At 70.7% G+C, this 25,137-nt stretch carries 24 protein-coding genes; 11 read left to right on the top strand and 13 right to left on the bottom strand.

Translation table 11 applies throughout. The features are described from left to right. Positions 1-15: 15 nt before the first annotated feature. From KCQ71_RS13185 to KCQ71_RS13170, 4 genes are all read right to left on the bottom strand, one after another. Positions 16-807: an ABC transporter ATP-binding protein gene (locus KCQ71_RS13185; protein ID WP_223406566.1), complete on the bottom strand. Its 792-nt coding sequence runs from the start codon at positions 805-807 to the stop codon at positions 16-18. Beyond that, positions 807-1,718 carry an ABC transporter permease gene (locus KCQ71_RS13180; protein ID WP_223406564.1) on the bottom strand — a complete coding sequence of 304 codons (912 nt, stop codon included), beginning with the start codon at positions 1,716-1,718 and terminating at the stop codon, positions 807-809. Before KCQ71_RS13180 ends, KCQ71_RS13185 begins: the two co-directional genes overlap by 1 nt. Before the next feature lie 10 nt (positions 1,719-1,728). Next, the gene (locus KCQ71_RS13175; RefSeq protein ID WP_223406562.1) at positions 1,729-2,724 is read right to left on the bottom strand and encodes an ABC transporter substrate-binding protein; all 996 of its coding nucleotides are present in this window, start codon (positions 2,722-2,724) and stop codon (positions 1,729-1,731) included. Between the two features lie 163 nt (positions 2,725-2,887). Next, on the bottom strand, positions 2,888-3,532 hold the full coding sequence (locus KCQ71_RS13170) for a LysE family translocator (protein ID WP_223406560.1): 645 nt from the start codon (positions 3,530-3,532) through the stop codon (positions 2,888-2,890). Positions 3,533-3,575: 43 nt separating this feature from the next. Here KCQ71_RS13170 and KCQ71_RS13165 point away from each other — a divergent pair, with 43 nt between their 5' ends. Further along, positions 3,576-4,385: an MBL fold metallo-hydrolase gene (locus KCQ71_RS13165; RefSeq protein WP_223406557.1), complete on the top strand. Its 810-nt coding sequence runs from the start codon at positions 3,576-3,578 to the stop codon at positions 4,383-4,385. A 120-nt stretch (positions 4,386-4,505) separates the two neighbouring features. Next, a complete protein-coding gene (locus tag KCQ71_RS13160; RefSeq protein ID WP_223406555.1) occupies positions 4,506-5,147 on the top strand; it encodes an NADPH-dependent F420 reductase in 642 nt (213 codons plus the stop codon). 31 nt (positions 5,148-5,178) lie between these two features. Here KCQ71_RS13160 and KCQ71_RS13155 read toward each other — a convergent pair whose 3' ends face one another. The 4 genes from KCQ71_RS13155 to KCQ71_RS13140 all read right to left on the bottom strand — a co-directional run bounded on the left by KCQ71_RS13155 (position 5,179) and on the right by KCQ71_RS13140 (position 11,374). Further along, positions 5,179-7,029: a hypothetical protein gene (locus tag KCQ71_RS13155; RefSeq protein WP_223406553.1), complete on the bottom strand. Its 1,851-nt coding sequence runs from the start codon at positions 7,027-7,029 to the stop codon at positions 5,179-5,181. A gap of 214 nt (positions 7,030-7,243) precedes the next feature. Beyond that, positions 7,244-8,533 (bottom strand): APC family permease, encoded by a 1,290-nt coding sequence (locus KCQ71_RS13150; protein ID WP_223406551.1) that lies wholly within the window; start codon positions 8,531-8,533, stop codon positions 7,244-7,246. 94 nt (positions 8,534-8,627) lie between these two features. Beyond that, entirely contained in the window at positions 8,628-10,109 is a 1,482-nt protein-coding gene (locus KCQ71_RS13145) for an FAD-dependent oxidoreductase (RefSeq protein ID WP_223406549.1), read from the bottom strand. Positions 10,110-10,246: 137 nt separating this feature from the next. Continuing rightward, the gene (locus tag KCQ71_RS13140; RefSeq protein ID WP_223406547.1) at positions 10,247-11,374 is read right to left on the bottom strand and encodes a LacI family DNA-binding transcriptional regulator; all 1,128 of its coding nucleotides are present in this window, start codon (positions 11,372-11,374) and stop codon (positions 10,247-10,249) included. 185 nt (positions 11,375-11,559) lie between these two features. Between KCQ71_RS13140 and KCQ71_RS13135 the strand changes: the two genes are divergently transcribed. The 7 genes from KCQ71_RS13135 to KCQ71_RS13105 all read left to right on the top strand — a co-directional run bounded on the left by KCQ71_RS13135 (position 11,560) and on the right by KCQ71_RS13105 (position 17,990). Next, the gene (locus KCQ71_RS13135) at positions 11,560-12,567 is read left to right on the top strand and encodes a hydroxyacid dehydrogenase (protein WP_223406545.1); all 1,008 of its coding nucleotides are present in this window, start codon (positions 11,560-11,562) and stop codon (positions 12,565-12,567) included. A gap of 83 nt (positions 12,568-12,650) precedes the next feature. Further along, positions 12,651-13,955 carry an ABC transporter substrate-binding protein gene (locus tag KCQ71_RS13130; protein ID WP_223406543.1) on the top strand — a complete coding sequence of 435 codons (1,305 nt, stop codon included), beginning with the start codon at positions 12,651-12,653 and terminating at the stop codon, positions 13,953-13,955. 73 nt (positions 13,956-14,028) lie between these two features. Continuing rightward, positions 14,029-14,958 carry a carbohydrate ABC transporter permease gene (locus tag KCQ71_RS13125; RefSeq protein WP_223406541.1) on the top strand — a complete coding sequence of 310 codons (930 nt, stop codon included), beginning with the start codon at positions 14,029-14,031 and terminating at the stop codon, positions 14,956-14,958. Beyond that, entirely contained in the window at positions 14,958-15,845 is an 888-nt protein-coding gene (locus tag KCQ71_RS13120; RefSeq protein WP_223406539.1) for a carbohydrate ABC transporter permease, read from the top strand. The genes KCQ71_RS13125 and KCQ71_RS13120 overlap by 1 nt, the downstream gene beginning before the upstream one ends. A 4-nt stretch (positions 15,846-15,849) precedes the next feature. Further along, positions 15,850-16,551 carry a DUF624 domain-containing protein gene (locus KCQ71_RS13115; protein WP_223406537.1) on the top strand — a complete coding sequence of 234 codons (702 nt, stop codon included), beginning with the start codon at positions 15,850-15,852 and terminating at the stop codon, positions 16,549-16,551. A gap of 86 nt (positions 16,552-16,637) precedes the next feature. Beyond that, positions 16,638-17,225, top strand: a complete 588-nt coding sequence (locus tag KCQ71_RS13110) for a TetR family transcriptional regulator (protein WP_223406535.1) — start codon at positions 16,638-16,640, stop codon at positions 17,223-17,225. 27 nt (positions 17,226-17,252) lie between these two features. Further along, positions 17,253-17,990: a DUF1345 domain-containing protein gene (locus KCQ71_RS13105; RefSeq protein ID WP_223406533.1), complete on the top strand. Its 738-nt coding sequence runs from the start codon at positions 17,253-17,255 to the stop codon at positions 17,988-17,990. A 33-nt stretch (positions 17,991-18,023) separates the two neighbouring features. Here KCQ71_RS13105 and KCQ71_RS13100 read toward each other — a convergent pair whose 3' ends face one another. The 4 genes from KCQ71_RS13100 to KCQ71_RS13085 form a co-directional block, all read right to left on the bottom strand. Beyond that, a complete protein-coding gene (locus tag KCQ71_RS13100; RefSeq protein WP_223406531.1) occupies positions 18,024-18,587 on the bottom strand; it encodes a hypothetical protein in 564 nt (187 codons plus the stop codon). 110 nt (positions 18,588-18,697) lie between these two features. Further along, complete coding sequence (locus tag KCQ71_RS13095; RefSeq protein WP_223406529.1) at positions 18,698-19,597, bottom strand: phosphotransferase enzyme family protein; 900 nt, start codon at positions 19,595-19,597, stop codon at positions 18,698-18,700. 17 nt (positions 19,598-19,614) lie between these two features. Further along, positions 19,615-20,181 (bottom strand): potassium channel family protein, encoded by a 567-nt coding sequence (locus tag KCQ71_RS13090; RefSeq protein WP_223406527.1) that lies wholly within the window; start codon positions 20,179-20,181, stop codon positions 19,615-19,617. A 67-nt stretch (positions 20,182-20,248) separates the two neighbouring features. After that, a complete protein-coding gene (locus KCQ71_RS13085) occupies positions 20,249-21,658 on the bottom strand; it encodes a hypothetical protein (protein WP_223406525.1) in 1,410 nt (469 codons plus the stop codon). Positions 21,659-21,890: 232 nt separating this feature from the next. Here KCQ71_RS13085 and KCQ71_RS13080 point away from each other — a divergent pair, with 232 nt between their 5' ends. Together KCQ71_RS13080 and KCQ71_RS13075 are read left to right on the top strand one after the other, a co-directional pair. Further along, the gene (locus KCQ71_RS13080; protein WP_223406651.1) at positions 21,891-22,205 is read left to right on the top strand and encodes an ArsR/SmtB family transcription factor; all 315 of its coding nucleotides are present in this window, start codon (positions 21,891-21,893) and stop codon (positions 22,203-22,205) included. Position 22,206: 1 nt separating this feature from the next. Continuing rightward, positions 22,207-22,692 (top strand): SRPBCC family protein, encoded by a 486-nt coding sequence (locus KCQ71_RS13075; RefSeq protein ID WP_223406523.1) that lies wholly within the window; start codon positions 22,207-22,209, stop codon positions 22,690-22,692. A 45-nt stretch (positions 22,693-22,737) separates the two neighbouring features. On the opposite strand, the gene KCQ71_RS13070 is transcribed toward KCQ71_RS13075, so the two are convergent. Next, complete coding sequence (locus KCQ71_RS13070; protein WP_223406521.1) at positions 22,738-25,104, bottom strand: arylsulfatase; 2,367 nt, start codon at positions 25,102-25,104, stop codon at positions 22,738-22,740. Positions 25,105-25,137: the final 33 nt, after the last annotated feature.

The raw sequence follows: 25,137 nt of genomic DNA, 5'->3' as shown, positions 1-25,137 counted from the left end.
CTCAAGCCTACTTGTCTACTGCAGCAGTGTGCGGTCGTCGAACCCGGCACCCTTGACCTTCTCGAAAGCCCCGAGCAGGTCCGCCACGGTCGCCCGCTGCTTCTGCTCACCGGCGACGTCCACCACGATCCGGCCCTCGTGCATCATGATCAGCCGGGTGCCGAGCCGCAGGGCCTGGTCCATGTTGTGCGTCACCATCAGGGTGGTCAGGTGGTGTCGCTCGACGGCCTCCGACGTCAGCCGGGTGACGAGTTCGGCCCGCGAGGGGTCGAGGGCGGCGGTGTGCTCGTCCAGGAGCAGGATCTTCGGCTCGCTGAACGTCGCCATGAGCAACGAGAGGGCCTGCCGCTGGCCGCCGGAGAGCAGGCCGACGACGGTCTTCAGACGCCGCTCCAGACCGAGCTCGAGCGACGCCAGCTCTGCCTCGAAGAACGCCCGCTTCGCCCGCGTGACGCCCATGCGCAGTCCCCGGCCCCGCCCGCGCGCGAGGGCGATCGAGAGGTTCTCCTCGATCGTCATGGTCGTCGCCGTGCCGGCCATCGGGTCCTGGAAGACCCGGCCGATGTACGCCGCGCGACGATGGTCGGGCAGCCGGGTCACGTCGGCGCCGTCGATCCCGATGGTGCCGGAATCGGGAAGGAGCGCGCCGGCCACAAGATTCAGCAGGGTCGACTTGCCCGCGCCGTTGGAGCCGATGACCGTCGTGAACTCCGCGGGCGCCAGCGAGAGCGACACATCGGTGAGCGCACGTCGTTCGTTGACCGTGCCGGCGAAGAACGTCTTGGAGACCGAGGTGAGGTCCAGCATCACCGATCACCCGCCGTCGGCTCGACCGCCGCGGAGCGGCGGATGGAACGTATCGAGGGCACTCGGCGCAGCACGGACCATTTCGGCAGGACCAGGGCCAGCACGACGAGTACTGCCGAGACGAGCTTCATGTCGTTGGGATCGAGGCCCACCTGCAGCGCGATCTGGATCGCAACACGGTAGAGGATCGAACCGAGGATCACCGCGAACGTCGCGATCACGACGATCCGAGGCGGGATGAGGGCCTGCCCGAGGATCACCGACGCCAGGCCGGCGATGATGAGACCGATCCCCATCGAGATGTCCGCGAACCCCTGGTACTGGGCGATGAGGGCGCCGCAGAGGGCGACCAGTCCGTTGGACAGCGCCAGGCCGAGGATCTTCGTCGCGTGGGTGCTGACCCCGAAGCTGCGGATCATGCCCTGGTTGTCACCGGTGGCCTGCACCGCGAGCCCGAGGTCGGTGTTCAGGAACCAGTCCATCACCACCTTGATGGCCAGCACGAGGGCTGCGAAGATCCCGATCGAGGCGGCGGTGCCGAGCAGGTCGTTGTCCCGCAGCGGCGTGAGCAGCGTGTCGTAACGCAGCAGCGGCACGTTCGCGCCGTCCATGATCCGCAGGTTGATCGAGTACAACCCGACCTGGGTGAGGATCCCGGCGAGCAACGGGTTGATGCCGCCCTTGGTGTGCAGCAGCCCGGTGATGGTGCCGGCGACCAGCCCGGCGGCTCCGCCGGCAGCGGTCGCCAGGACCGGGTTGACGCCGCCGACGATCAGGATCGCCGCCGTCGCCCCACCCGTCGTGAAGCTCCCGTCGACCGTGAGGTCGGGGAAGTCGAGGATGCGGAACGTCAGGTAGACCCCGAGCGCCATCACGGCATAGATGAGGCCCAGTTCGACTGCGCCGATCATGGCTGGCGCATCACTCGAAGACGGTGTCGGCGGAGTCGATCAGCTCGGCCGGGATCTCGACGCCCATCCGTGCCGCGGCGGCGGTGTTGATCACGAGGGAGAGCTCGGTCTGGGTCTCGATGGGCATCTCCGCCGGGTCCGCGCCCTCTGTGAGGATCTGCACGGCCATCTCGCCGGTCTGGTACCCGAGCTGGGTGTAGTCGAGGCCGTAGGTGGCCACGGCGCCGCGTTCCACACTGTCGCCCTCCGCGGCGATCACCGGGATCGAGCGGGACTCCGCGACCTGCAGGATGGACTCGAGCGCCGAGACGACCGTGTTGTCGGTGGGCACGTAGAACGCGTCCACGTCGAGGGAGTCAGCGGCCTGCTGCACCTCACCGGAGTTGGTCACGGTCGCGACCTCAACCTCCAGGCCGAGGCCGGCGGCGGCCTCACGCGCGAGCTCCACCTGGATCTCCGAGTTCACCTCACCGGAGCTGTACACGATGCCAAGGGTCTGCGCGTCCGGAGCAAGGTCCGCGAGCAGACCCAGCTGCTCCTCGACCGGGTTCAGGTCACTGGTGCCGGTGAGGTTGCCACCCGGGGCCTCCCAGCTGTCCACGAGACCGGCCTCGAGCGGGTCCGTGACGGCCGTGATCAGGATCGGCACGTCGGTGATCGCCTGGGCGGTCGCCTGCGCGGTGGGTGTCGCGATCGCCAGGATCAGGTCATGGTCCCCGTTGGCGAACGTGGTCGCGATGGACGTGGCGGTGGCCTGGTCGCCCTGAGCGTTCTGCTCGTCGAACTCCACGTCGAGACCGGCATCGGCGAGTGCCTGCTTGAAGCCGTCGCGCGCCGCGTCCAGGGACGGGTGGGAGACGATCTGGGTGATGCCGATCGAGTAGGACTCCTGGGCGCCGCCGTCGTCACCGCCATCGTCGCCGCCGTCACCGTTGCCGCACGCGGCCAGGACGAGCGCGGAGGCAGCGAGCGTGGCGGCTGCCGTCAGTACGGAGGAACGCTTCATCGTGGGGGATCCTTTCGGCGACGGCGATCGCATCGAGGCTACACACAATGGCCGGGGTGTGAGCATTCCTGTCTCAGCGGGCGGGCGGAAGGCGCGCATCGTGTGGGCTGGACTCGCGTGGCGCGGCGGGCCGGCGCGGCCCGCGGCGAGCCGAGGCGTGGGATCAGGCGTTCGCGGGCGCCGGCGCATCCAGGGCGAGTTTGACCCCGACCGCGCCGAGCAGCGTGCCGGTCACCCGACGCTGCCAGACCATCCAGGCCGGCCGGCCCGCGAGGAACGCCGCGATGCCACCGGCGGCGAGCACGATCGCCGTGTTCACCACGGCGCTGACCGTGATCTGCACGCCACCCAGCACGAAGCCCTGGGCCATCGCGGCGCCGCGGGCCGGATCCACGAACTGCGGGATCAGGGCCAGGTACATGATGGCCGCCTTCGGGTTCAGCAGGTTCGTGACCAGACCCATCCGGAACAGTTTCGACCTGGAGTCCTTCGGCAGGGTCACGGTCTCGAACGGGGACCGCCCGCCCGGGCGCAGGGTCTTCCAGGCGAGGTGGAGCAGGTACGCGGCACCGACCACCTTCAGCCCGACGAACAGGCCCGGCACCAGCAGGAACACCGCGGACAGACCCACGTTGGCCATCGTCATGTAGACGACGAAGCCGACCATCGTCCCGCCCAGGGAGACCATGCCCGCGCGCCACCCCTGCCCGATGCTGCGGGAGATGAGGTAGATCATGTTCGGACCCGGCGTGAGTACCATGCCGAGTGCCACCAGGGCCATGCCGAGAACCGCTGTCGTGGTCACCACCGGGTCAGCGTAGATCGGCCGGTCCTCCGAGGAAAGGAACGCCATGGTGATCTGTGCGACCTGCGCCGTCGAGTACGACGAGCCGGCTCCCGACGTGTGTCCGATCTGCGCTGACGAGCGCCAGTGGGTGCCGGCCGACGGCCAGCACTGGACCAGCCTGGCCGAGCTCGCCGCGGCCGGGCAGCATCTCACCTGGACCGAGACCGAACCGGGCCTGGTCAGCATCGCCACCGACCCGAGGGTCGGCATCGGGCAGACGGCGCAGCTGGTCACCACACCCCAGGGATCACTGCTGTGGGATCCCACCGGGTACCTGGACGCCGAGACGGTGGCCCGGGTGCGCGAGCGCGGGCCGGTCCTGGCGATCGCGGCCAGCCACCCGCACATGTTCGGGGTACAGGTCGACTGGGCCCGGGCCCTGGACGCGCCGGTGCTCGTGAACGAGGCGGACGCGCAGTGGCTCGGCCGCCGCGACGAGCGGATCGAGTTCTGGTCCGGCGAGCGTGCGATCACCGACTCGCTGACGCTGCACCAGGTCGGTGGCCACTTCGTCGGCAGCGCGGTGGCCCTGTGGGCCGACGGCGCCGACGGGCGCGGCGTCCTGCTCACGGGCGACTCGGTGTTCCCGAACCCGGATCGCACCTCGATCGGGTTCCTGCGCAGCTACCCGAACAAGATCCCGCTCTCGGGCGCGGTGGTGGAGCGGCTCACGAGAGCGCTCGAGACGCTGACGTTCGACCGCCTGATCGGCAACTTCGACAACCGCATCGACACCGACGCCCGGGCCATCCTGCGCCGCAGCGCCGACCGGCACATCGCCTGGGTGCGCGGCGACTTCGACCACCTCACCTAGAGGTCCAGCTCCCGCGGGTGGTGGCTGGGCGTCCCAGCCGTCGCGATCTCACATCGCGGGCGTCTCCGAGGGCTGCGCAGGCGGTCGGAATGAATGGCTCGACCTGGCGTTGGGAAAGGCATGACAACGATCGGAATCATCGGCGCAGGCAACATCGGCAGCAACGTGGCTCGGGCGGTGATCGAATCCGGCCACGACGTCGTGATCGCGAACTCCCGCGGCCCGAAGACCCTGGCCGGCCTGGTCGACGACCTGGGGCCGCGGGCGCGTGCGGGAACGGCCGCCGAAGCAGCGGCGGCCGGCGAGGTCGCCGTGGTCACGGTGCCGCTGCACGCGATCGACCAGATCCCCGTCGAGCCCCTCGCAGGCAAGATCGTGCTCGACACCAACAACTACTACTACGAACGCGACGGACACATCGAATCGCTCGACGACGGCGAGGCAACGACCTCCGGCCTGCTCCAGCAGCACCTGCCGACGTCCAGGGTCGTCAAGGCGTTCAACCACATCGTCGCCGACCAGATCAACACCGACGGCAGCCCGGCCGGTACCCCGAACCGCCGGGCGCTCGCCACCGCCAGCGACGATCCCGACGCAGTCGAGTTCGTCACCGCGCTCTACGACCAGCTCGGCTTCGACACCGTGAACATCGGATCGCTTGACGAGTCCTGGCGCGTCGAGCGAGACCGCCCCGCCTATGGGGCGCGGCAGAACGCCGTCGAGCTCGCGGAGAACCTCGCCAAGGCGAACCGGCTGCCCTGACCACGGCGGCACGAGCCGAGCGACGCACCGCTCACAGCCCTGCCGCCACGGCCGCTCCGGCGCGCAACCAGGCGCGCTGGGTGGCCGGGGCGAGCGCGTCGAAGCGCAGCACGGACTCGACCATGGCCCGGTCGTACGGGATGGTCACCGTCTCGCGGACCCAGCCCGTGAAGCCCTGGGCGATGTCCGAGGCAGCGGGCTTGGTGTCCTTTTCCCGGGCCTGGGAGACCACCACGACAGCGCCGCGCGCGAGTTCCGCGGACCGGCCGCCACGGGCGACGAGCTCCTCGAGCAGGAGCGCACCCGCCTCGGCGTGCTCGGGCTTGGCGATGCTGGCGACCACGAGCTGGTCGGCCTTGTCGATCATCCGCAGCCAGTTCTCGGCGGACTCGTCGTTGCCGGAGTCGACGAACACGAGCCGGTAGTAGCGACCGGCGACGTCGTGGATCGCGTCCACGTCCGGTGCACTGATCCGGGTCTCGGAGGAGAGCAGGTTCGGGTTCGAGCGGAGCACGTCGTACTTGTCCGCTGGCTGGTGGTGCACGTAGTGGGAGATGTCCCCCGCCTTCGCGCCCGGGGAGAGCAGGTTGTCCACCTCGGGCAGCAGGTCGAGCACCGTGGCCTCGTGGGGGCCCTGGTCGGTGCGCCAGCCGAGGGTGCCACGCGTGACGTTGTTGTCCCAGGCGAGCGTGGCGGCCCCGGAGTTCCGCGCGAACACGGCGGCGAGCAGGGCGGTGGTGGGGGTCTTGTTCGCCCCGCCCTTGCCGTTCACGACGGCGATCGTGCGCACCCCGGGCCAGTGCTGGGAGACGGTGTTGCGGTCGGACCGCTCGGAGCGTTCGGCGGCGCTCGGGGACGTCTTGATGCCGGCTCGGGCGAGAACGCCGCGCAGCCCGGTGCTGGCGGGCGCCTCCACCTGCTCCTGGGTGAGGAAGGACTCGCGCAGCTGCCGTCGGGTCAACGCGGGTTCACCCGGCTGCGGCAGGTACGCCGGGCCGCCGGGCTGCGGCGGGTACGCCGGGCCACCGGGCTGCGGCACGGACGCGGAGCCGCCGGACTGGTGCGGGTACGCGGGCCCCCCGGGCTGCGGTGCGGATGGTGAGAACGAAGGCATGGACGACGGCGGCTGCTGGGGCGCTGGGAACGGCACCTGGTGGGCGGCTTGCGCCGGGTACGAACCGGGCTGGGCCCGGTGCGGGGTGGGCGCCTGCTGCTGCGACTGGGCCTGCTGAGATCTCTGGGCCGGTTGGGTCACCGGAGCCGGCTGCTGCGGCTGGGTCACCGGTGTCGGTTGCTGGACCGCGGCCGGCTGGCGCGTCGGTGGAGGCGCCTGCGGTGCCGGCGGTCGCTCGTGCTCGGGTTCGGCGGGTCGGGGCGGGGGCGCCCAGTGATCCGGCGCAGCCGCCGGGGCGTGAGATGCCGGCGATCGCGGCGCCTGTGCCTGCGGCTGCGCCGGTTCCACCGCGCCCGCCGGTTCCGCTCGCGCTTGCGGCTGCGCCGGTTCCACGGCTCCCGCCGGCTCGGGCGCGGACTCCTGGCTCTCCGGCCTGGCCGGGGGACGGACCCGGGTCATCACGGTGACGTCCGACTCGGGGTCGCTCGGCTCGGGCGCCTGGTCGTGGCTCGCCCGCTCGTCGACGCTGCCGTCGGGGTGCACGGCCAGCTCGAAGCGTCCCTCCGGCTCACTCACGTGCACCAGCACGGCGCGGCCGAGGACGTCCCTGGCTCGCTGGGCGACGTAGGTGGTGACGTCCCGACGGGCGCCGGGCAGGGATCCGCTGCGCAGGTAGTGAGGCACGCCGTCGAAGATCACCTCGGCCGCACCGTCGGGGTCGATCGTCGCCGACACCCGAGGGTGCGGCGGGACATTGTCGAAATTCATCGGTGCTCCTCGGCGGTCGCTCTCCCCCGGTCTGCCGGGATCCGCGGGCATCCACAAGCATCGTAGGCGGGCATTCGGCTCCCACCCTATGGACCTTCGCCCCCCAGCGCCGCACCAGCACCCGTGAGGGTCGCCACGACAGGCGCGTCCGATGGCTGCGATCACCGCGATGTTCGAGGCTCTCGCTCGCGTGCCGGGAGCCCCGCAGGGCGGTTCAGGCGGCGCCGCGCGGCCGTCGGAGGGCCCGGTGCCGGAGCACCCGGTAGGCCACGCCGACGGCGAGCACGCCGACCCCGATCGCGATCGTCGGCGGCGGCAGCGTGGCCACCAACACGGTGCAGCCTCCGGCGCCGATCCCCTGCAGCCACCTCGGATACCGGCGGTCGGCGCCGGTCTGCGTCCAGGCGGACAGGTTCGCGATCAGGTAGTACAACAGCACCCCGAACGAGGAGAAGCCGATCGCGTCCCTCAGGTCCACGGTGAGCACCAGGACGCCGACCACGACGGCGATCGCGACCTCCGCGTGATGGGGCACCAGGTACCGGGGATGCACGGCGGCGAGCCACCGGGGCAGGTCGTCGTTCCGCGCCATCGCCAAGGTGGTGCGGCCGACGCCGGTGAGCAGCGCGAGCAGCGCCCCGAGCGCGGCGACGGCCGCCCCGGCCCGCACGATCGGCACCGCGGCCGACCACGGACCCGCGTCGACGGCGGCGGCGAGCGGCGCTACCGAGGAGGCGACGCCGTCGGGCCCCAGTACGGTCAGCACCGCGATCGCGACGAGCGCGTACAGCCCGACGGCGACCGCGAGCGCCCCGAGGATCGCGCGCGGGATCGTCCGGGTCGGGTCGCGAACCTCCTCGCCGAGGGTCGCGATCCGCGCGTACCCGGCGAACGCGAAGAACAACAGCCCCGCGGACTGGAGCACGCCGTACCAGCCGGCGGACGGCGAGGCCCACCCGTCGAGATTGGCGGCGTCCGGGTCGCCCGCACCAAGGGTCGCCGCCAGCACGAGCACGAGCACGGCCAGGACCGCGACGACGATCACCCGCGCGGCCCGCATCGTCTTCGTGATGCCGCGATAGTTCAGCGCAGCGAGGACGATCACGGCCGCCAGGGCGACCGGCCTGCGCCACGCCTCCGGCGCCACGTACTCGGCCACCGCGAGCGCCATCGCGGCACAGCTGGCCGTCTTGCCGATGACGAACGCCCAGCCGGCCCCGAAGCCCCACCACGGCCCGAGCCGCTCGCGGCCATAGACGTAGGTACCGCCCGACGTCGGGTAGACGGCAGCCAGCTGCGCGGACGAGGTCGCGTTGGCCAGCGCCACCACCGCCGCGATGCCGAGGCCGATGAGCAGACCGGCCCCGGCGGCCTGGGCTGCCGGGGCGAACACCGTGAACACCCCCGCGCCGATCATCGACGCAAGCCCGATCATCATCGCGTCGGCGGTACCCAGCCGACGCGCCAGGGCGGGCTGCGCGCCCGCCGTGGAATCCGTACCCATCACCAGCTCCCGCCCGAGCGGGAGACGCCGCTCCCGCCGAGCCTCGCGCTCGGCGGGTCGGGGGTCAAGCGGCAACCGGCCGCTCACCCACGGTTCACGCGAGGTTCGCGAACAGGTCGTTCAGGGACTCGGTCATCGAGGGGTGGGTGTAGATCTCGTCCCGCAGCTGGCGCGCCGTGATGCCGTGCCGCATCGCGAGGGCCACCGTGTTGATCGTCTCGTGTGCGTCGTGGGCGAGCATGGTGACGCCGAGGATCAGATCGGTCTCGGCGTCGACGACGGCGATCATCAGCCCGCGTGGTTCGCCGACGATCTTCGCCCGGGGCACCGTGGCCATGTCTGCGACCCGCCGGGTCGCCACGCGTACCCGGTGCCCGGCCGCCTCGGCCTCCGCCCGGGTCAGGCCCACCCGCGCCAGCGGCGGGGTCATGAACACGGTGCTCGGCACAGCGCGTCGGTCCGCGGTGGACCGGGCGCCGGTGCCGGTGAGCTGGTCGAGCACGATCCGGTGGTCGTCGAGGGAGACGTAGGTGAACTGCGGCCCACCGTTGACGTCGCCGACGGCGTACACGTGCGGCACCGAGGTGCGCAGCCGGTCGTCGACGACGACGGCGCCGCGCGCGTCGGTCTCGACGCCGGCGGCGGACAGGTCCAGGACCGCGGTGTCCGGCTGTCGGCCGAGCGCGGCGAGCACCACGTCCGCGCGGACCGTCTCGATGAGGCCGGCGCGTTCGTAGCTGACGTTCGCCCAGCCGCCGCCGGAATCGGGGCTGCCGGCGCCGCCGTCGGGCTCCTCGTCCTGAACGCTGGTGACCTGGGCGTCGGTGACGATCGTGACGCCGGCCTCGGTGAGGATCTCGACCGCGGCCGCGACGGCGTCGGGCTCCTCGCGGGCGAGGATGCTCGGGCCGCGGGCGATCAGCGTCACCGGGGTCCCGTAGCCGGCGTGCATGGCCGCGAACTCGACGCCGACGTAGCCGCCGCCGAGCACCACGAGGTGGCGGGGTCTGCCCGGGCGGGACAGCAGTTCGGTGCTGGTGACCACGGCCCGGCTGCGGCCTGGGCCGTGGAGGCCGTCGATGCCGGGCAGCGCCGGCCGGGCGCCGGTGTTGATGACGATCGTCTCGGCGCGCACGGTCAGGCGCGCGAGCGCGTCGGCCGGCGGCTCCTCCTCGGCGGAGACCGGGGACCCTTCGGAGATGGCGGCGGGCCGGATCTCGATCGTGTCGGGCCCGGTGAAAGTGGCCTGACCGGTGATGACGGTGACCGAGTCCAGCGTGTCCAGCATCTCGAAGTTCTTGCGCCGCATCGCCCCGGTCAGCGTCGCCGTGGACGCGACAGCCTCGCGGTAGGCGTCGTCAGGACCGGTGTGGGGGTCGCGTGTCTCGGCCCGGTGGATGAGCGACTTCGACGGTACGCACCCGATGTTGATGCAGGTGCCCCCGTACATCCGCGACGACTGCTCCACAATGACCACGCGGCGGCCCTGCCGGGCCAGTGCTCCGGCCAAGGTCTTGCCCGCCTTTCCCCACCCGATCACGAGGAGGTCTGCGGTCAGGTCCGGTTCGGCTGTCACGTGTGTGGCTCCCTCGTCTCATACCCAGGGGTGACGTTACGGCGGGCAGCGGGGAGCTGCCACCGAACGTGCAGATCGAACGTTTCACATGTGGCAAAACCCGACCCTGGGCTGGGTGTCGCGCGGGACGCGGTGAACTACGCCGAGCGGGGTGGGCCGCTGGAGGACCGGACCTTGAGCGTCGGGCTGACCTGGACCCGGTGCACGGGCCGGCCCGGGTCGGCCATCCGTGCTGCCAGGAGGGACACGGCCGTGCGCCCGATGGTCCGCCGCGGCGGGCGGACTGCGGACAGTGCCGGCGTGGCCAGCGGCGCCACCTGATCGTCGTAGGCGAGCACCGAGAGGTCTCCGGGCACGCTCAGCCCACGCTCCGCGGCCCGCTGCACCACCCGCAGCGCCTCGGGATCGGAATGGACGATGAGCGCCGTCGTCCCGGTCTCCAGCACGGCATCCACGACCGCCTCGATGGCGGCCGCGAAGCCGGGATCCGGCCGGTCCGGCACGGGCAGGTCGACCACACCGGCGGTGTCCAGCCCGAGGTCGGTGCACGCCGCGTGCCAGCCGGCGTGGAGCTGGCCCACGTGCGGTGAGTGCTGGCTGAGCGCCACCCCGATCCGGCGGTGACCGAGGCTGGTGAAGTGGTGCACCGCCATCGCGATGCCACCCTGATGGTCGGTGGTCACGGACTCCACGGCGCGCCGTTCGTCCCCTACGACGGCGTTGCGCTCCATGAGCACGACCGGCACGTCGGTCTCGGCGAGCCAGGCCCGGATCAGGTCTCCGCCCGGTCCGGTGACGGTCGGGGCGAGCAGCAGGCCGTCGGCGCCACCCTCGAGGAGTCGCTGCACGTCGCCGCGCTCGTCGGCAGCCTCGTACACCGACCCCCGGAGCGCCATCCGCAGGCCGAGCGCCCGGGTCTCCTCCTCGACCCCGCGGGCGACATCGGGCCAGTAGTAGTCGAGGGACGGCACGAGCATGCCCACGGCGCCCCCGACGACCGGCACCCGCCCGGACCCCACCCGTGACGAGGGTGCGATCGACCGGTGCTGGTCTGCGGCGTCGATCGCCGTCGCCCCACCGTGCACGCGACGCACCAGCCCGGCCTCGGCGAGCTCGGCCACGTCGCGCCGCACCGTGACCGGCGTGACGCCGAGTTCGCGGGCGAGGTCGGTCACGCGGATCATCCCGCGCTCGGCCACCGCCGCCAGTACCTCGGCGCGGCGGGAGCCGGCGACCGGTCGACCCAGCTGCCCGACTACGTCCATGTGAGTCCCTTCGATGCGTCAGCAAAGTAGATCACAATTCGATCACGTGCCAGTTGGCGCTGACCAGCCACGATGCTCGCGTGTTGACATTCAACGCGGGCCACCTTACTGTTTTCGATCGTAACGCACAATCGATCAACATTCGATCAGTGCCTGAGCATTTCGACTAGGGAGCTGCCCCCGTGATGACGCGGCCGCGCGTGTTGCTGGTGATGGACCAGGCCACCTTCGCGCTGCAGTTCGGCCCGGACGAGCAGGCGCGCCTCGCCCGGCTGGCCACCCTCGGCGACCCGATCGTCGTCGGTGACCTGGCCACCGTCGACCCGGCTCGTCTCGCCGAGACCGAGGTGCTCATCACCTCGTGGGGGTGCCCCCCGATCACGGCGGCGCAGCTTGACGCCGCGCCTCGCCTGCGGGTGCTGCTGCACGCCGCGGGCAGCGTGCGCGGCCTCGTGCCGCCGGACTTCCACGCGCGCGGCGTGCAGGTCGCGACGGCGGCGACGATGAACGCGGTACCGGTCGCCGAATACACGCTCGCCGCCGTCATCCTCGCCGGCAAGCGCGCCCTGCCCCTGGCCCAGGTGAGCCGGGCGCAGCCCACCGGATGGCAGAACTCGTTCGCGACCCGCAGCCTGTCCAACCTCGGACGCACGATCGGGATCGTCGGCTTCTCCACCATCGGGCGCCGGGTGCTCGAGCTCCTGAAGGTGCTCGAGACCGGCCCGGTCCTGGTGGCCGACCCGTTCGCCGATCCCGACCAGGTCCGAGCCGCCGGCGGCGAGCTCCGTCCGCTGCCGGAAGTGCTCGCCCGTGCCGAGATCCTCTCGCTGCACGCGCCGCTGCTGCCCAGCACGCATCACCTGATCGGCCGCGCCGAACTGGCGTTGCTGCGCGACGGGGCCACGCTCATCAACACCGCACGCGGCGGCATCGTCGACTCCGAGGCACTGCTCGCCGAGTGCGCGAGCGGCCGCCTGGACGCGATCCTCGACGTCACCGATCCCGAGCCGCTGCCCGTGGGCCATCCCCTGCTGTCGCTGGCCAATGTGACGGTGACCCCCCATCTGGCCGGCTCGCTCGGATCCGAGACGCGCCGGCTGTCCCACTTCGCCCTCGACGGACTGGCCGCGTACGCCGCGGGCGAGCCGCTGCCGGGCGCCGTGACCCCGGAGGCGAGCGAACTGAGCGCCTGAACCAACCGCCGTCGCCCCCTGACGGCACCTGAGAACCAGACACACCCAGCCCATTGGGCACGACCCTCGAGAGGGAGAACGCAATGAAGCGCACCATCATGATGAGCGCGGCGGCCGTTGCCGCCGCGACGCTCGTCCTGGCCGGCTGCAGCAGCGGCACGGACAACGATTCCGGAGGCGACGGCGAGGTCACCGGGGAAGTCACCATCACCCTGGCCGGGTGGAGCCTGAGCACCACGCCCGAGTTCCAGATCCTCGCGGACGCCTTCCACGAACAGAACCCGAACATCACGGTCGAGGTCCTCGAGTACGACGCGACCGAGTACGACACCCAGATGATCGCGGACCTCGCCGCGGGCACCGCGCCGGACATGTACGTGCAGAAGAACCTCAAGAACTTCGTCACCTACCAGGACGGGGGCCAGCTGCTGGACGTCTCCAGCGTGGCCGCCGAGCTGGGCGACGACGTCGACGGCGTCGAGGCCTACACGGTCGACGACGTCACCTACGCGATTCCGTACCGCCAGGACGCCTGGTACCTGTACTACAACAAGGACCTGTTCGACGCGGCCGGCGTCGCCCACCCGGACGGCTCGTGGACCTGGGACGACTACGCCACCGCCGCCGAGGACCTCGCGGCCGGGCTGAGCGCGGCCGGCAGCGACGCCACCGGCACCTACCAGCACGGCTGGCAGTCGGTGGTGCAGGGCTTCGCGAACGCCCAGGCCGACGGCGCCGACCTGCTCTCGGGCGAGTGGGAGTACCTGGTGCCCTACTACGAGCGTGCGGTCGCGCTCCAGGACGCCGGTGCGCAGGTGGACTTCGGGACGCTGACCACCAACTCCCTGACCTACCAGTCGCAGTTCGGCACGCAGTTGGCCGCGATGATGCCGATGGGCTCCTGGTACGTCGCGACCCTGCTCGCACAGCAGGCGTCGGGCGAGGCGGACACGTTCAACTGGGGCTTCGCCCCGGCGCCGCAGCTCGACGACTCCACGACCGAGGAGCCGGTCACGTTCGCCGACCCGACCGGCATCGGCATCAACCCCGCCGTCGACGACGACGTGGCCGCGGCCGCGATGGAGTTCCTGACATTCGTGGGCAGCGAGGAGGCGGCGTCCGCGCTGGCCGAGATCGGCATCACGCCCGCCATCACCAACGACGTCGTCACCGAGACCTTCTTCGGCATCGAGGGCGTGCCCACCGACGAGCTCTCGCAGTTCACGTTCGCCAACCACGACGTGCGCCCGGAGAACCCGGTGGACGTCAACACGGTCGTGCTGCAGAACATCCTCGGCGACGCCCACACCGCGATCATGTCCGGGAGCGTCTCGCCGGCGGACGGCATCGCCGAGGCGATGGACCGCGCCGCAGCCGAGCTCGGCTGACCCGACCCGCACCCACGACCCGGTGCCGCCCGAACGGGCGGCACCGGGTCCGCAACCGCTGAGGAGAACCCCCATGGCGACCACCGTCGCGCCGGCGCCCACGCGGGTACCGCGGCAGCGCCCACCCGGGAGCCGCCTGAAACTCCGGAACACGTTCATCGGCTGGACGTTCATCCTGCCGAACTTCATCGGCTTCGCGGTGCTGACGCTGGTGCCGGTGGTGATCCTGTTCTACATGGCGTTCACGTCCTGGAACGTGTTCGGCAGCGCCGACTGGGTCGGCCTGGAGAACTTCCGGGACCTGATCTCCGACCGCACGTTCCACACCGCGCTGCTCAACACCGGCTACTACGCGCTCCTGCACATCCCGCTGACGCTGGCGGTGTCCCTCGGCCTGGCCCTGCTGCTGAACACGAAGCTGCGCGGCGTCGCTTTCTTCCGCACGGTCGCGTTCTTCCCCTACATCACCTCGATCGTGGCGATCGCGGTGGTTTGGAACATGCTGTTCTCGCCCGAGTCCGGGCCGGTCAACCAGTTCCTGATGGCCCTCGGCATCGACAACCCGCCCGGCTGGACCACGTCGACCACCTGGGCGATGCCCGCCGTCGCACTGGTCAGCACCTGGCGGGACATGGGCTATTACATGCTGCTGTTCCTCGCCGGGCTGCAGGCGATCCCCGGTGAGCTCTATGAGGCGGCCCGGGTGGACGGCGCGAACAAGATCCAGCGGTTCTGGAACGTGACGATCCCGAGCTTGCGGCCGACGACGTTCTTCGTCACCGTGATGCTCACGATCGGCAGCTTCAAGGTCTTCGACCTGATCCTGGTGATGACCGACGGCGGGCCCGGCACGGCCACCCTCGTCCTGTCCCAGTACATCTACCGCAAGGGCTTCGAGGAACAGCAGTTCGGCTACGCGTCCGCCGTGGCGATCGTCCTGTTCCTGATCTGCATCACCGTGACCGTGGTGCAGTTCCTCGTCAACAAGCGGAGGAATCGCTGATGGCCACGCTCACCCTCGACCGCCCGACGGCGGCGACGCCCCGTCCCGAGCGGGACGCGCGCAAGCGGCGCAGCATCATCGGCACGATCGTGCTGTACGTGGTGCTGATCGGTGCCGCGGCCGTGATCATGCTGCCGTTCTTCTGGATGGTCACGTCCTCGCTGAAGACGAACAACCAGGTCTTCACGGTCCCGATCCAGTGGTTCCCGGACCCGGTGGTCTGGAGCAACTACGTGGACATCTGGGCCAAGTCGGACATGAGCACCTGGCTGCGGAACACGCTGATCCTGTCCGTGGCCGTGACGTTCCTGCAGGTGTTCACCGGGAGCTTCGCCGCGTACGGGTTCTCGAAGATGCGCTTCCCGGGCCGGGACGTGCTGTTCCTGGCCTACATCGGCACGATCGCTGTGCCGTGGCAGGCGTACATGATCCCCCAGTTCATCCTGATGTCGAAGTTCGGCCTCTCGAACACGCTCTGGGCGATCATCGCGCTGCAGGCGTTCGGCGCGTTCGGGGTGTTCCTGATGAAGCAGTACTACGACTCGATCCCGGAGGAGCTGTCCGAGGCGGCCCGCATCGACGGACTGTCCGAGTACTCGATCTGGCGCCGGATCGTGCTGCCGCTCTCCGGGCCCGCGGTCGCGACGCTGACGCTGCTGACGTTCGTGAACACCTGGAACGACTACCTCGGCCCGCTCATCTACCTGCGCGACCGGGACCTGTGGACGATCCAGATCGGCCTCAAGACGTTCGTGTCCCAGTACAACGCCGAGTATGCGCTGATCATGACGGGGTCGGTGCTCTCGGTGCTGCCGATCGCGATCATCTTCATGCTCGGGCAGCGGTACTTCGTGCAGGGCATCGCCACCGCCGGGCTGAAGGGCTGAGACCGTGCCCCCCAAGGCCCAGGGACCCCGGCTGCCTCGCCTCTCGGCGGACACCTGGGAGACCGTCTTCGGCGTCGCCTACCTGGTCGCGATGACGAACGTGATGCTCGTCCTCGGCGCCCTGCCGCTGGTGCTGCTGCTGATCACCACCGATCCGGTCTCCTCCTGGCCGGCGCTCGCGGTCGCGGCCGTGGCGGCGACGCCCGCGGTCACCGCGGCGTTCGCCGTCTTCCGCGCCCACACCCTGGCCCGCGACGCGGGGGTGGTCCGCACGTTCTGGCGGGCCTGGGCGCGGCACCTGCGGCGCTCGCTCGCCGTCGGAACGCTGCTGATCTCGACGGCGGTGGTGCTCTGGGTGGACGTCGTCGCCATCAGCGGGACGCGTCCGGGCGCCGTGCTCACACCCTTGCTCGTGGTGCTGTTCGTGCTCGCCCTGATCACCGCGCTGCTCGCGCTGGTGGCGAGCGTCGAGCGGCCGGACGCGCGCCTGCGCGACGTGCTGAAGGCAAGCCTGTACCTGGGCGTGCGCCGCTGGTACCTCACGCTCATCTCGCTGGTCACGCTCGGCCTGCTCGCCGGACTCTTCAGTCTGCACCCCGCCATCGCCCTCGGCCTGGCCGCCACCCCGCTGCTGTACGCGGCCTGGGCGAACTCCCGATACACGCTCGGCCCCGTCCTACCCCGCGGCGCCAGCGTGGCCGTCTGACCCGGACCGGCCTGCTACCGCCTCTTGCCTTCGACGGCGGACCGATTCCCCGGGGCGGAGCCAGGGTGCGGTCCTACACTGCGTCTGTGCCACTGCAGCAGACCGCCTCGCCACGGACCAACCGGGGTCCCGCGGCCGGACCCGAGAACCGGCGTGCGCTGATCGCCGCAGCCCGGGAGATCTACGCCGACAATGGCCCGAACGCGCCGTTCAGTGCCGTTGCCAAGCGCGCCGGCGTGGGTCAGGGCAGCCTGTACCGGCACTTCCCGGACCGGACCGCGCTCGCCGTTGCGGTCTACGAGGAGAACCTCGCCGAGCTGGAGGAGTACGCACGGTCGGGCCAGATCACGCTCGACGATCTGTTCGACAAGGCGATCACCCAGGCGTCCAGCTCCATGGGAATCATCGCGCTCATCGACGGCGACCGCCACGATCCCCGGGTGGAGGCACTCGGGGCGCGCTTCCTGGAGGTCGTCGAGCGCCTGCTCGCGCGGGAGCAGGCCGCGGGGCGCCTGGGTGACCACGTCGAGCCGGAGGACATCACGATCTCGACCGGCATGATGGCCACCGAGATCGCCCGCACGGATCCGGATCAGCGCGACGCGGTGGCGCACCGCATCCGGACGATCCTGCACAATGCGTTCGCGCCCGGGGCGGGTCGGCCCAGGCCCTGACACCGGCCCGCCTGCCATGATCGGGGCATGACCAGCGAGCCCAGCCGCCTGGCGTCCATGGCGCGTAGCGACTCGAGCCGGATCGGCGTCAGCGCCATCGGCGCGACCGTGCTGACCGCCGTGGTGGTGACCACCTGGGTCAGCCTCGATCCGGACATGGTCCCGTTCGCGTTCGTGATCGGGTGCATCGTCGCCTGGGCCCTGCTCTCCGGGATCAACGCGGCGCTGGCCCATGCCACGTTCCGCCGACTCCGCGGCGCCGACCTGGTCCGCGCGCTCGGCGTCGACCCCGGCACCGAACCCGGGACCGAACCCGGGGCCGAACCAGAGACCGAACCAGGCACCACCGGTCCTCTGCGGCGCCGGGAGGCTGACCTCTCCCGGACCACCGTGCAGCTGTCCGCCCTCGCCCTCGTGGTGGTGGCGCTGCTCGCCTTCCTCGACGGCGTCCGCTCCGAGCCCGGTCTGGTCGCCGCCGGACTCGTGATGGTCGTGCTGTCCTGGCTGAACGTGGTGGTCTGCTACGCGATCGAGTACGCGCGCAGCGACCTGCGCGAGCCCGGCATGGCGTTCCCGGGCGCCGGCGAGCCGTCGTTCCTGCGGTATCTGTACGTGGCGCTGGCGGTGCAGTCGACCTTCGGCACCACCGACGTGGAGATCACTACCGATCGCATGCGCGGGGTCACGATGACCCACGGACTGCTGGCGTTCGTGTTCAACACGGTGATCCTCGCCGTCGTGGTCTCGCTGCTCCTGGGCGCGTGACGGACGGAGACCGACCGGTTCCGGATCGCCCCGTCAGCGTGCGCCGTCGATGTGTGCCGCTATGACGGTCATGAGAGCCTGCTGGGTCCGCATGGACTCCTGCCAGTCGAACGGGATGAGGATGCTGTGATCGGCGCCGTCGATGGTTTCGAGACGGGCGTGCGTCGTCAGGGTGGCCGCGGGTGCCCACATCGGATCGACGGCACCTCCGATCGCGAGGTGGCTCGACCCCGCGCGCGCCAGCGCATCATGCACGGCGGGGTCGGTGAGTACGGGGGTGAGCCAGACCCCAGGGACGCCGTGACGGATCGCCCACGGGAGCGCGTGGCTTCCCAGTGACTTGGCGACGACGAGGTCCACGGATCCACCGACCGCGGCGGTGACGGCCTCGAGCTCCGCCTCGACCTCGCGACGAGGGTCCGCCGCAGCGGTAACCTCCGGCGGCCACTCGACCGCGATCACCCGCCAACCTCGTTGTACCAGCAGTTCAGCGCACCAGTAGAGCAGCGGACCCTGGACGGAGTAGAGGCCACCAGGGAGCATGACGGCGGTCGGCGCGTCGTCATCACCCGGCGGCCCCCACTCGAAATGTCCCATCTCGAGAACCTAGAGCCTCCGGTGCCTGGCTCTCAAGAAACCGTCCGATATGGCGCGTTCGATGCCGGGCGACGTCGTCATGCGGCCAGGGACGCCCCCTCGCCGCCGAGTCACGGCCCGTCGATCACCCCGAGCGAGACCAGGCCGCGCCGCGCGTCATCCAGACCCTTGTGGTTGCCCGCGGGGTCGGTGAGCCCGGTCCGGTCGGACGCCGCCAGCCGCTGCGCGAAGTAGGCCGCCTGGACCGCCTGGCGGTACCGGCGCATGGCGCCGAGGTGGGTCAGGTCCGCTCCGGTGCGGTCGGAGTAGGCGCGCAGGAAGGCCTCCGCCCGGCTCGGCCCGCCGAGGTACATGACGGCGGAGGCCACGTCGTAGAGCACCGGTCCGTCGGTGGCGCCGGTCCAGTCGATGAGCGCCGGCCGGTCGCCGTCGAGCAGGAACGCCTCGGGCGCCGGGTCGGTGTGCAGGGTCGCCCAGGGCTGCGGCGCGAGCGTTTCGTACTCGGCCCGGACCTGCCCGACGGCGGCGCGAACCCAAGGTTCGACGTCCAGTTGTGGTCCGTGCCAGGGTGCCTCGGGTAGGAAACCGCCCCGACGCGGGCCGAGCGTGGTCGCCCCGTGCACGGCAGCGAGAGTCCTCGCCATCAGCTCCTGCTCCACCGCCGTGGCACCGTCGAACGGGGCGCCGTCGACCTCGGTCAGCAGGCTGACCCAGCCGCCGTGGGTCCGGGCCACCACCTCGCCCGTGGCGGTGGGCACCGGCGGTCCGGTCGGGATCCCGGTCACCCTTTGTACCTCGAGCGCGCGCTCGCCACCGGCCCGGAGGGCCGCACCGAGACCGTCCGGTACCCACTTGGCCACATATCGCGCCGCGCTCCCGCGGACACGCGCGGTCGCCGAGTTCATTCCGCCGCCGAGCGGCTCGACGACGGCGCTGCCGATCTGCGGCCAGCACTGCGGCAACGCCTGCCCGAGCACGGCCGCGAGCTCGTCGTCGGTGAGCGCGTCCATCGTCCCCGGAACGTACGTCAGGTCCGTGGTCGCGGGCGAGCGGATAAGTCGGGCGACGAGGGCCGGGCACCGCCGCTGCCGGTCGCGCCAGACGCGTCGGTCGCGTCGGTCGCGTCGGTCGGACCAGGCTGGCCGGCTTCACGGTTCAGACCCACTCGCACCGCGCCGAGGACGAGCTTCAAGCCGCCACCGAGGAGCGCCATACCCGTGAGCATCTGCACCGTGGCGATGATGCGAGCCTCGTTGACGACGGGCGCGATGTCACCGTACCCGACCGTCGCGAACGTGGTCACGGTGAAGTAGAGCGCATCGGTACGGTCGAGTGACTCGGTGAATGCGGCCGGGTCACCGCGAGACAGACCCACGTACACGGCCGCGAACAGCACGAGGAAGAAGGGGATCGCCGTCGCGAGCGCCTCGATGGCACGCAGCCTCGGTCGCCTCGAGCGCGCGATTGCTCGGATCTGCCAGACCAGCATCCCGGCCAGGGCGGCGAGGCCGAGGCCGAGTGCGACCAGCGCGCCCACCGAGGGCCCGTCGAGGGGCAATGCGTAGTAGACGACGAGCACCGCGACAGCCGACATCGCCGGCCGCAGCAGTGCCCACCGGCTCCGCGCTCGGAGGTCCGCCCGGTCCCCACTCCCGACGCCGTCAGGTGGACGCCTGCGCATCTGGGTCGCCACTCATCTCGGGTGCCTGACGACTGAGCAACTCGAGGAGCACGAGGAGCAGCCCGGCCACGATCGCGACCCAGAGGACGAGGGCCGGTGTCGGGTTGCCGGCGAGCAGGATCACCAGTGCCGCGACGATGACGACGACAGCGCGCAGGACGCCCTTGTGCCGCCCGAGCCAGAGCCCGACGGGCCCGCTCGAGACGCCCCGCCCCTCGGCGTACCCGCGGGCGCCGTCGAGACCACGGCCCACACCCGCCCGGATCGCCCGCGCGGACCGGCTCGACCCGGCCAGGTAGGCCGCGATCGCGACGACGATGCCGAGCACGCCGACGGTGCGCAGCGTGACCCGCAGGAAGGACACGACCTGGTCGAACACGACCTCGGCCGCGTCCAGCCGGAGCACGATGCCGGTAAGGGCGTCCAGGTACAGCCCACGCGCAATGGTGAGCGCGAGCCCGAGCACGAGCATCGAGGCCGCGAGCGCGAGCCCGGCCACGACGAGGGTTCGCATCCTCCTGTTCGCCACCAGGACGCCGGCGGCCAGCAGGATCAGCGCGACCCAGGGCAGCCACGTCCCGAGCGCGACGACCTGCGCATACCGGTTCTGAACCTCGACCAGCTGCGAGGTCTGCATGATCGTGAACGACGCGTTCACCTGGGGGATGCTCGCCGCGATACCGAGACCCGCCTCGACCAGCCGTTCCTTCACCAGTTCGATCATCGGCGCCAGCTGGACCGAGAGTTGCCCGTTGTCGCCGATCTGCAGCAACGCACCGTCGGCACCCTGCATGACGGCGACCATCTGCTCGTGGGCCGTCCGGTTCGCCTGCTCCCAGACCGCCTCGAACTGATCGCTCTGCACGACCCGGTCCGCCGCCTCCCGGACGAAGTTCTGGACACCGCTCGTCAGCGGCGCCTCGAGGGCACCGAGGGCAGCGGACGCGCGCGGGGCGATGCCGTTCTCGTCCATGGCCGTCGAGACCTCGTCGAGGAGCGCCCCCACGTCGATCTGCTCCATGACGAGGCCGGTGAGCCGGCCGGAGAGGGCGGACTGCAGCACCGGGTCGGCGGCGAGCGGGGCGACCGTGGCGACGTAGCGGTCGGTATCCGTGAGGGTCCGCTCCGCCCATGCGGCGATGACCGCGGCGGGCGCCAATAGGGCACCCAACGCGATGAGCACGACGGCACCCACCGCGCGTAGCCGCCCCTGCGCCCGGGCGCCAGTCGGCGCGGCCGTGGCGGTCCCGAGCGCTGAGCCCGTCGCGTCGAGGCGCTGCCGCAGGACCGCGTTCTCCTCCTCCAGGATCCGGAGGCGCTCGGCCAGCGCCGACGTGTCGGCGTCCGGAACTGCCCCGGTGGCGCCCGGACGATCGTGGTCGGTGTCCATCCGTGCCCCTCTTCCTCGAACTCGGCGCGGCCGGCGAGCGCGCACCTGAGGTGTCGACCCAGCGGTTCCCGGTCCCTACAGGTAGGACGTTAGCTCTCGCCGCCCGGCGGAGCCCCACCCATTGTGGGTGAGGAAGCTACGTGCCCAGAAGGCTTGACAACCTACAACCAATTAGTTGTAGGTTGTGGGTGTGACCGGAACCGAGGACCAGAACGAGGACAGGGCCGATGCCATGTTCCACGCGCTGGCCGACCGCACCCGGCGCGACATCCTGCGCCGGGTGCTGGCCGGGGAGCACTCGGTCACGACCCTCGCGGCGAAGTACGACATGAGTTTCGCCGCGGTACAGAAGCACGTCGCGGTACTGGAGCGGGCCGGCTTGATCAGCAAGCGGCGCGCGGGCCGGGAGGCCCTCGCCAGTGGCGACGTGGAGGCGATCCGGTCGGTGGGCTCGATGCTCACCGAACTCGAATCCCTCTGGCGCGGGCGGATCGCCCGCATCGACGAACTGATCGCACAACCTAGACCTACCGAGAGGAACCAGTGACATGCCTGTCACCGACGTCCAGCACGACATGAACAACCTGACCCTGACCATCGTGGCTGAGTTCGCGGCCCCCGTCTCGCGCGTCTGGGAGGTGTACGCCGACCCGCGCCAGCTCGAGCGCGTGTTCGGACCGCCCACGTACCCGGCCACGTTCGTGGACCACTCGCTGACCCCGGGCAGCCGGTCGACGTATTACATGACCAGCCCGGAGGGTGAGAAGCACGCGGGGATCTGGGACATCAAGACCGTGGCCGAGCCGTCCGGCTTCACCTTCGAGGACGCGTTCTCGGACGCGGACTTCAACGTGACCGCCGATCTGCCGGTGAGCCAGAACTCCTACGCCTTCGAGGCCACCGACGGCGGGACCCGGGCGACGTACGTCTCCACCTACGCCACCGCGGAGGCACTGCAGCAGGTGCTCGACATGGGCGTCGTCGAGGGCGCGACCTCCGCGATCAACCAGATCGACGACCTGCTGGCCGCCTGAACACCGGCGGCAGGACCGGCCGGCGCGGGTGCGCCGGCCGGGTGCCTACTGCCGGGCCATGGCGACCCTGAGGCGTTCCTCGGGGCTGATGAAGTGGTCGTCGTCCTCCGCCCCGACATCGAGCTGGACCCAGTGGATCCTCCCGGTGAAGGCACTCTCGCGGGCGCTGTAGTCGGGGGACACCGGCGTGCCCGACTCGTATCCGATGTCGGTCGTCTCATCGGCCGAGAAGACCAGCGGCTGGGTGAACTCGATCCGGCCCGTCCCGACGTCGGTCCCGTCGTGGTAGAGCGTGACCCCTCCACCCTTGCCCAACCCACCGCCGTCGTAGGCGAACTCCATTCGCACCTGATGCGTGCCGGACGGGAGCGACGTGTCGGAGGCCGTCGTGTAGAGGTGGATCCCGAGCACGTTGTAGGCGAAGACGAGCCGACCATCGCGTACGAACAGGCTCCATCCGCCGAACCGGCCGCCCTGGGCGATGATGACGCCGCGGGCACCCGACGCCGGTGCGTCGATCTCCGCGGTGAGCGAGAAGGACCGGTTCTTCATGCTGACCACGCTGTTCTCGCTCAGCCTGCCCATGCCCGGATAGAAGAGCTGGGAGTCCCCGTGGACCAGGGTGGGCCGCCCAGCCAGGCTCGGCTCGATGCGCTCCGCGACGCGATCATCCATCGGCAGCACGTTGTACTTCGTCGCCTCGATGAGCCACAGGCGCTGCAACCGGGCGAGCACCTCCGGACGCTCCGCGGCCAGGTCGTGAGCCTGACTGAAGTCACTTCCGCCGTCGTACAACTCCCACAGGTCATCGTCGAACGCGGGAACCGCCGCGCCCGTCATCACCCAGGGCGTCCGGTGCTTCGTGACCGCACTCCAGCCGCGGTGGTAGACGCCACGGTTGCCGAACATCTCGAAGTACTGGAGGTCGTGGCGCTCCGGCGCCTCGGCGTCCCCGAACGCGTACAGCATCGAGGTGCCCTCCATCGGTGACTGCAGGACCCCGTTCACGGAGGTCGGCTCCGGGATCCCGGCGGCCTCCAGGATGGTGGGCGCGATGTCGATCACGTGGGTGAACTGCGACCGCAGGCCGCCGGCCTCCTCGATCCCGCGGGGCCAGTGCACGACCGTCCCGTTGCGGGTGCCGCCCCAATGTGAGGCGACCTGCTTCGTCCACTGCAGTGGTGTATCCATAGCCCACGCCCAGCCCACGGAGTAGTGGTTGTAGGAGGCGGGTGAACCGAACTCGTCGATCTTGCTGCGCATGAACTCGGGGGTCTCGAGGGCCGCCATGCCGTTGAAGTTCGCCATCTCGTTGAACGCGCCGTTGACGGTGCCCTCCGCGGAGGCTCCGTTGTCCCCGATGATGTAGTAGACGATCGTGTCGTCGAGGATCCCGAGGTCCTCGAGCGTGTCGATCAGCCGGCCCACCTCGGTGTCGGTGTGCTCGAGGAAGCCGGCATAGGTCTCCATCTGCCGGGCCAGTACCGGCCTGAGGTCCTCGGGCATCTCGCTCCAGGCGGGGATCTCGTCGTGCCGTGCGGTGAGTTCCGCGTCGGCCGGAACCACTCCCAGTTCCCGCTGCCGGGCGAACGTGCGCTCACGCTGCACGTCCCAGCCGTCGTCGAAGCGGCCGCGGTACTTCTCGATCCACTCCGGCGCGACGTGGTGCGGTGCGTGCGTCGCACCGGGAGCGAGGTAGACGAAGAACGGGCGGTCCGGCATGAGCGCCTTCTGCTGGTTGACCCAGGCGCACGCGTGGTCGACTAGGTCCTCGGTGAGGTGGTAGCCCTCCTCGGCCGTGGCCGGTGGCTCGATCGGCGTCGTCCCGTCGTAGAGCGCGGGATCCCACTGGTTGTTCTCCCCTCCGATGAAGCCGTAGAACTTCTCGAATCCGCCACCGCCGGTGGGCCAGGCATCGAACGGGCCCATCGGCGACGTCTGCCAGACCGGAACCTCGTGACACTTGCCGAACTGCGCCGTCGAATAGCCGTTCAGACGCAACGTCAGGGCGAGCGGGGCCTTCGTGTTCGGGCGCAGCGAGCTGTTACCGGGCGCCGACGTGGCCGTCTCGGTGATGCTGCCCATGCCGACCGAGTGGTGGTTGCGGCCGGTGAGCAGTGCCTGCCGGGTGGGCGCACACAACGCCGTCGTGTGGAAGCGGTTGAGCCGCAGCCCGCCCGCGGCCAGCCGCTCCGCGGTCGGCGTGCGGCACGGACCGCCGAAGACGCTCGACGCACCGAAGCCGACGTCGTCGAGCAGGATCACCACCACGTTCGGCGCACCCTCGGGAGGCAGGAGGGGCTCGATCGGCGGGTAGGACGTCGCGGGATCCTTCGCGTCGTAGGTCGTGAGGCCGGGCCCCGGGCGGTCCGGTATCGGGAGCATGGTTCGGGCATGCCGGTCGGGACGCATCGCGGTTCCTCCGCTGGTAGCCGGGTGGGTGCC

This window comes from Occultella gossypii (assembly GCF_019947135.1).
GTDB classification, from domain to species: domain Bacteria; phylum Actinomycetota; class Actinomycetes; order Actinomycetales; family Beutenbergiaceae; genus Occultella; species Occultella gossypii.
The sequence above is the reverse complement of the archived record's forward strand: the minus strand, read 5'-3'. Positions and strand labels throughout refer to the sequence as shown.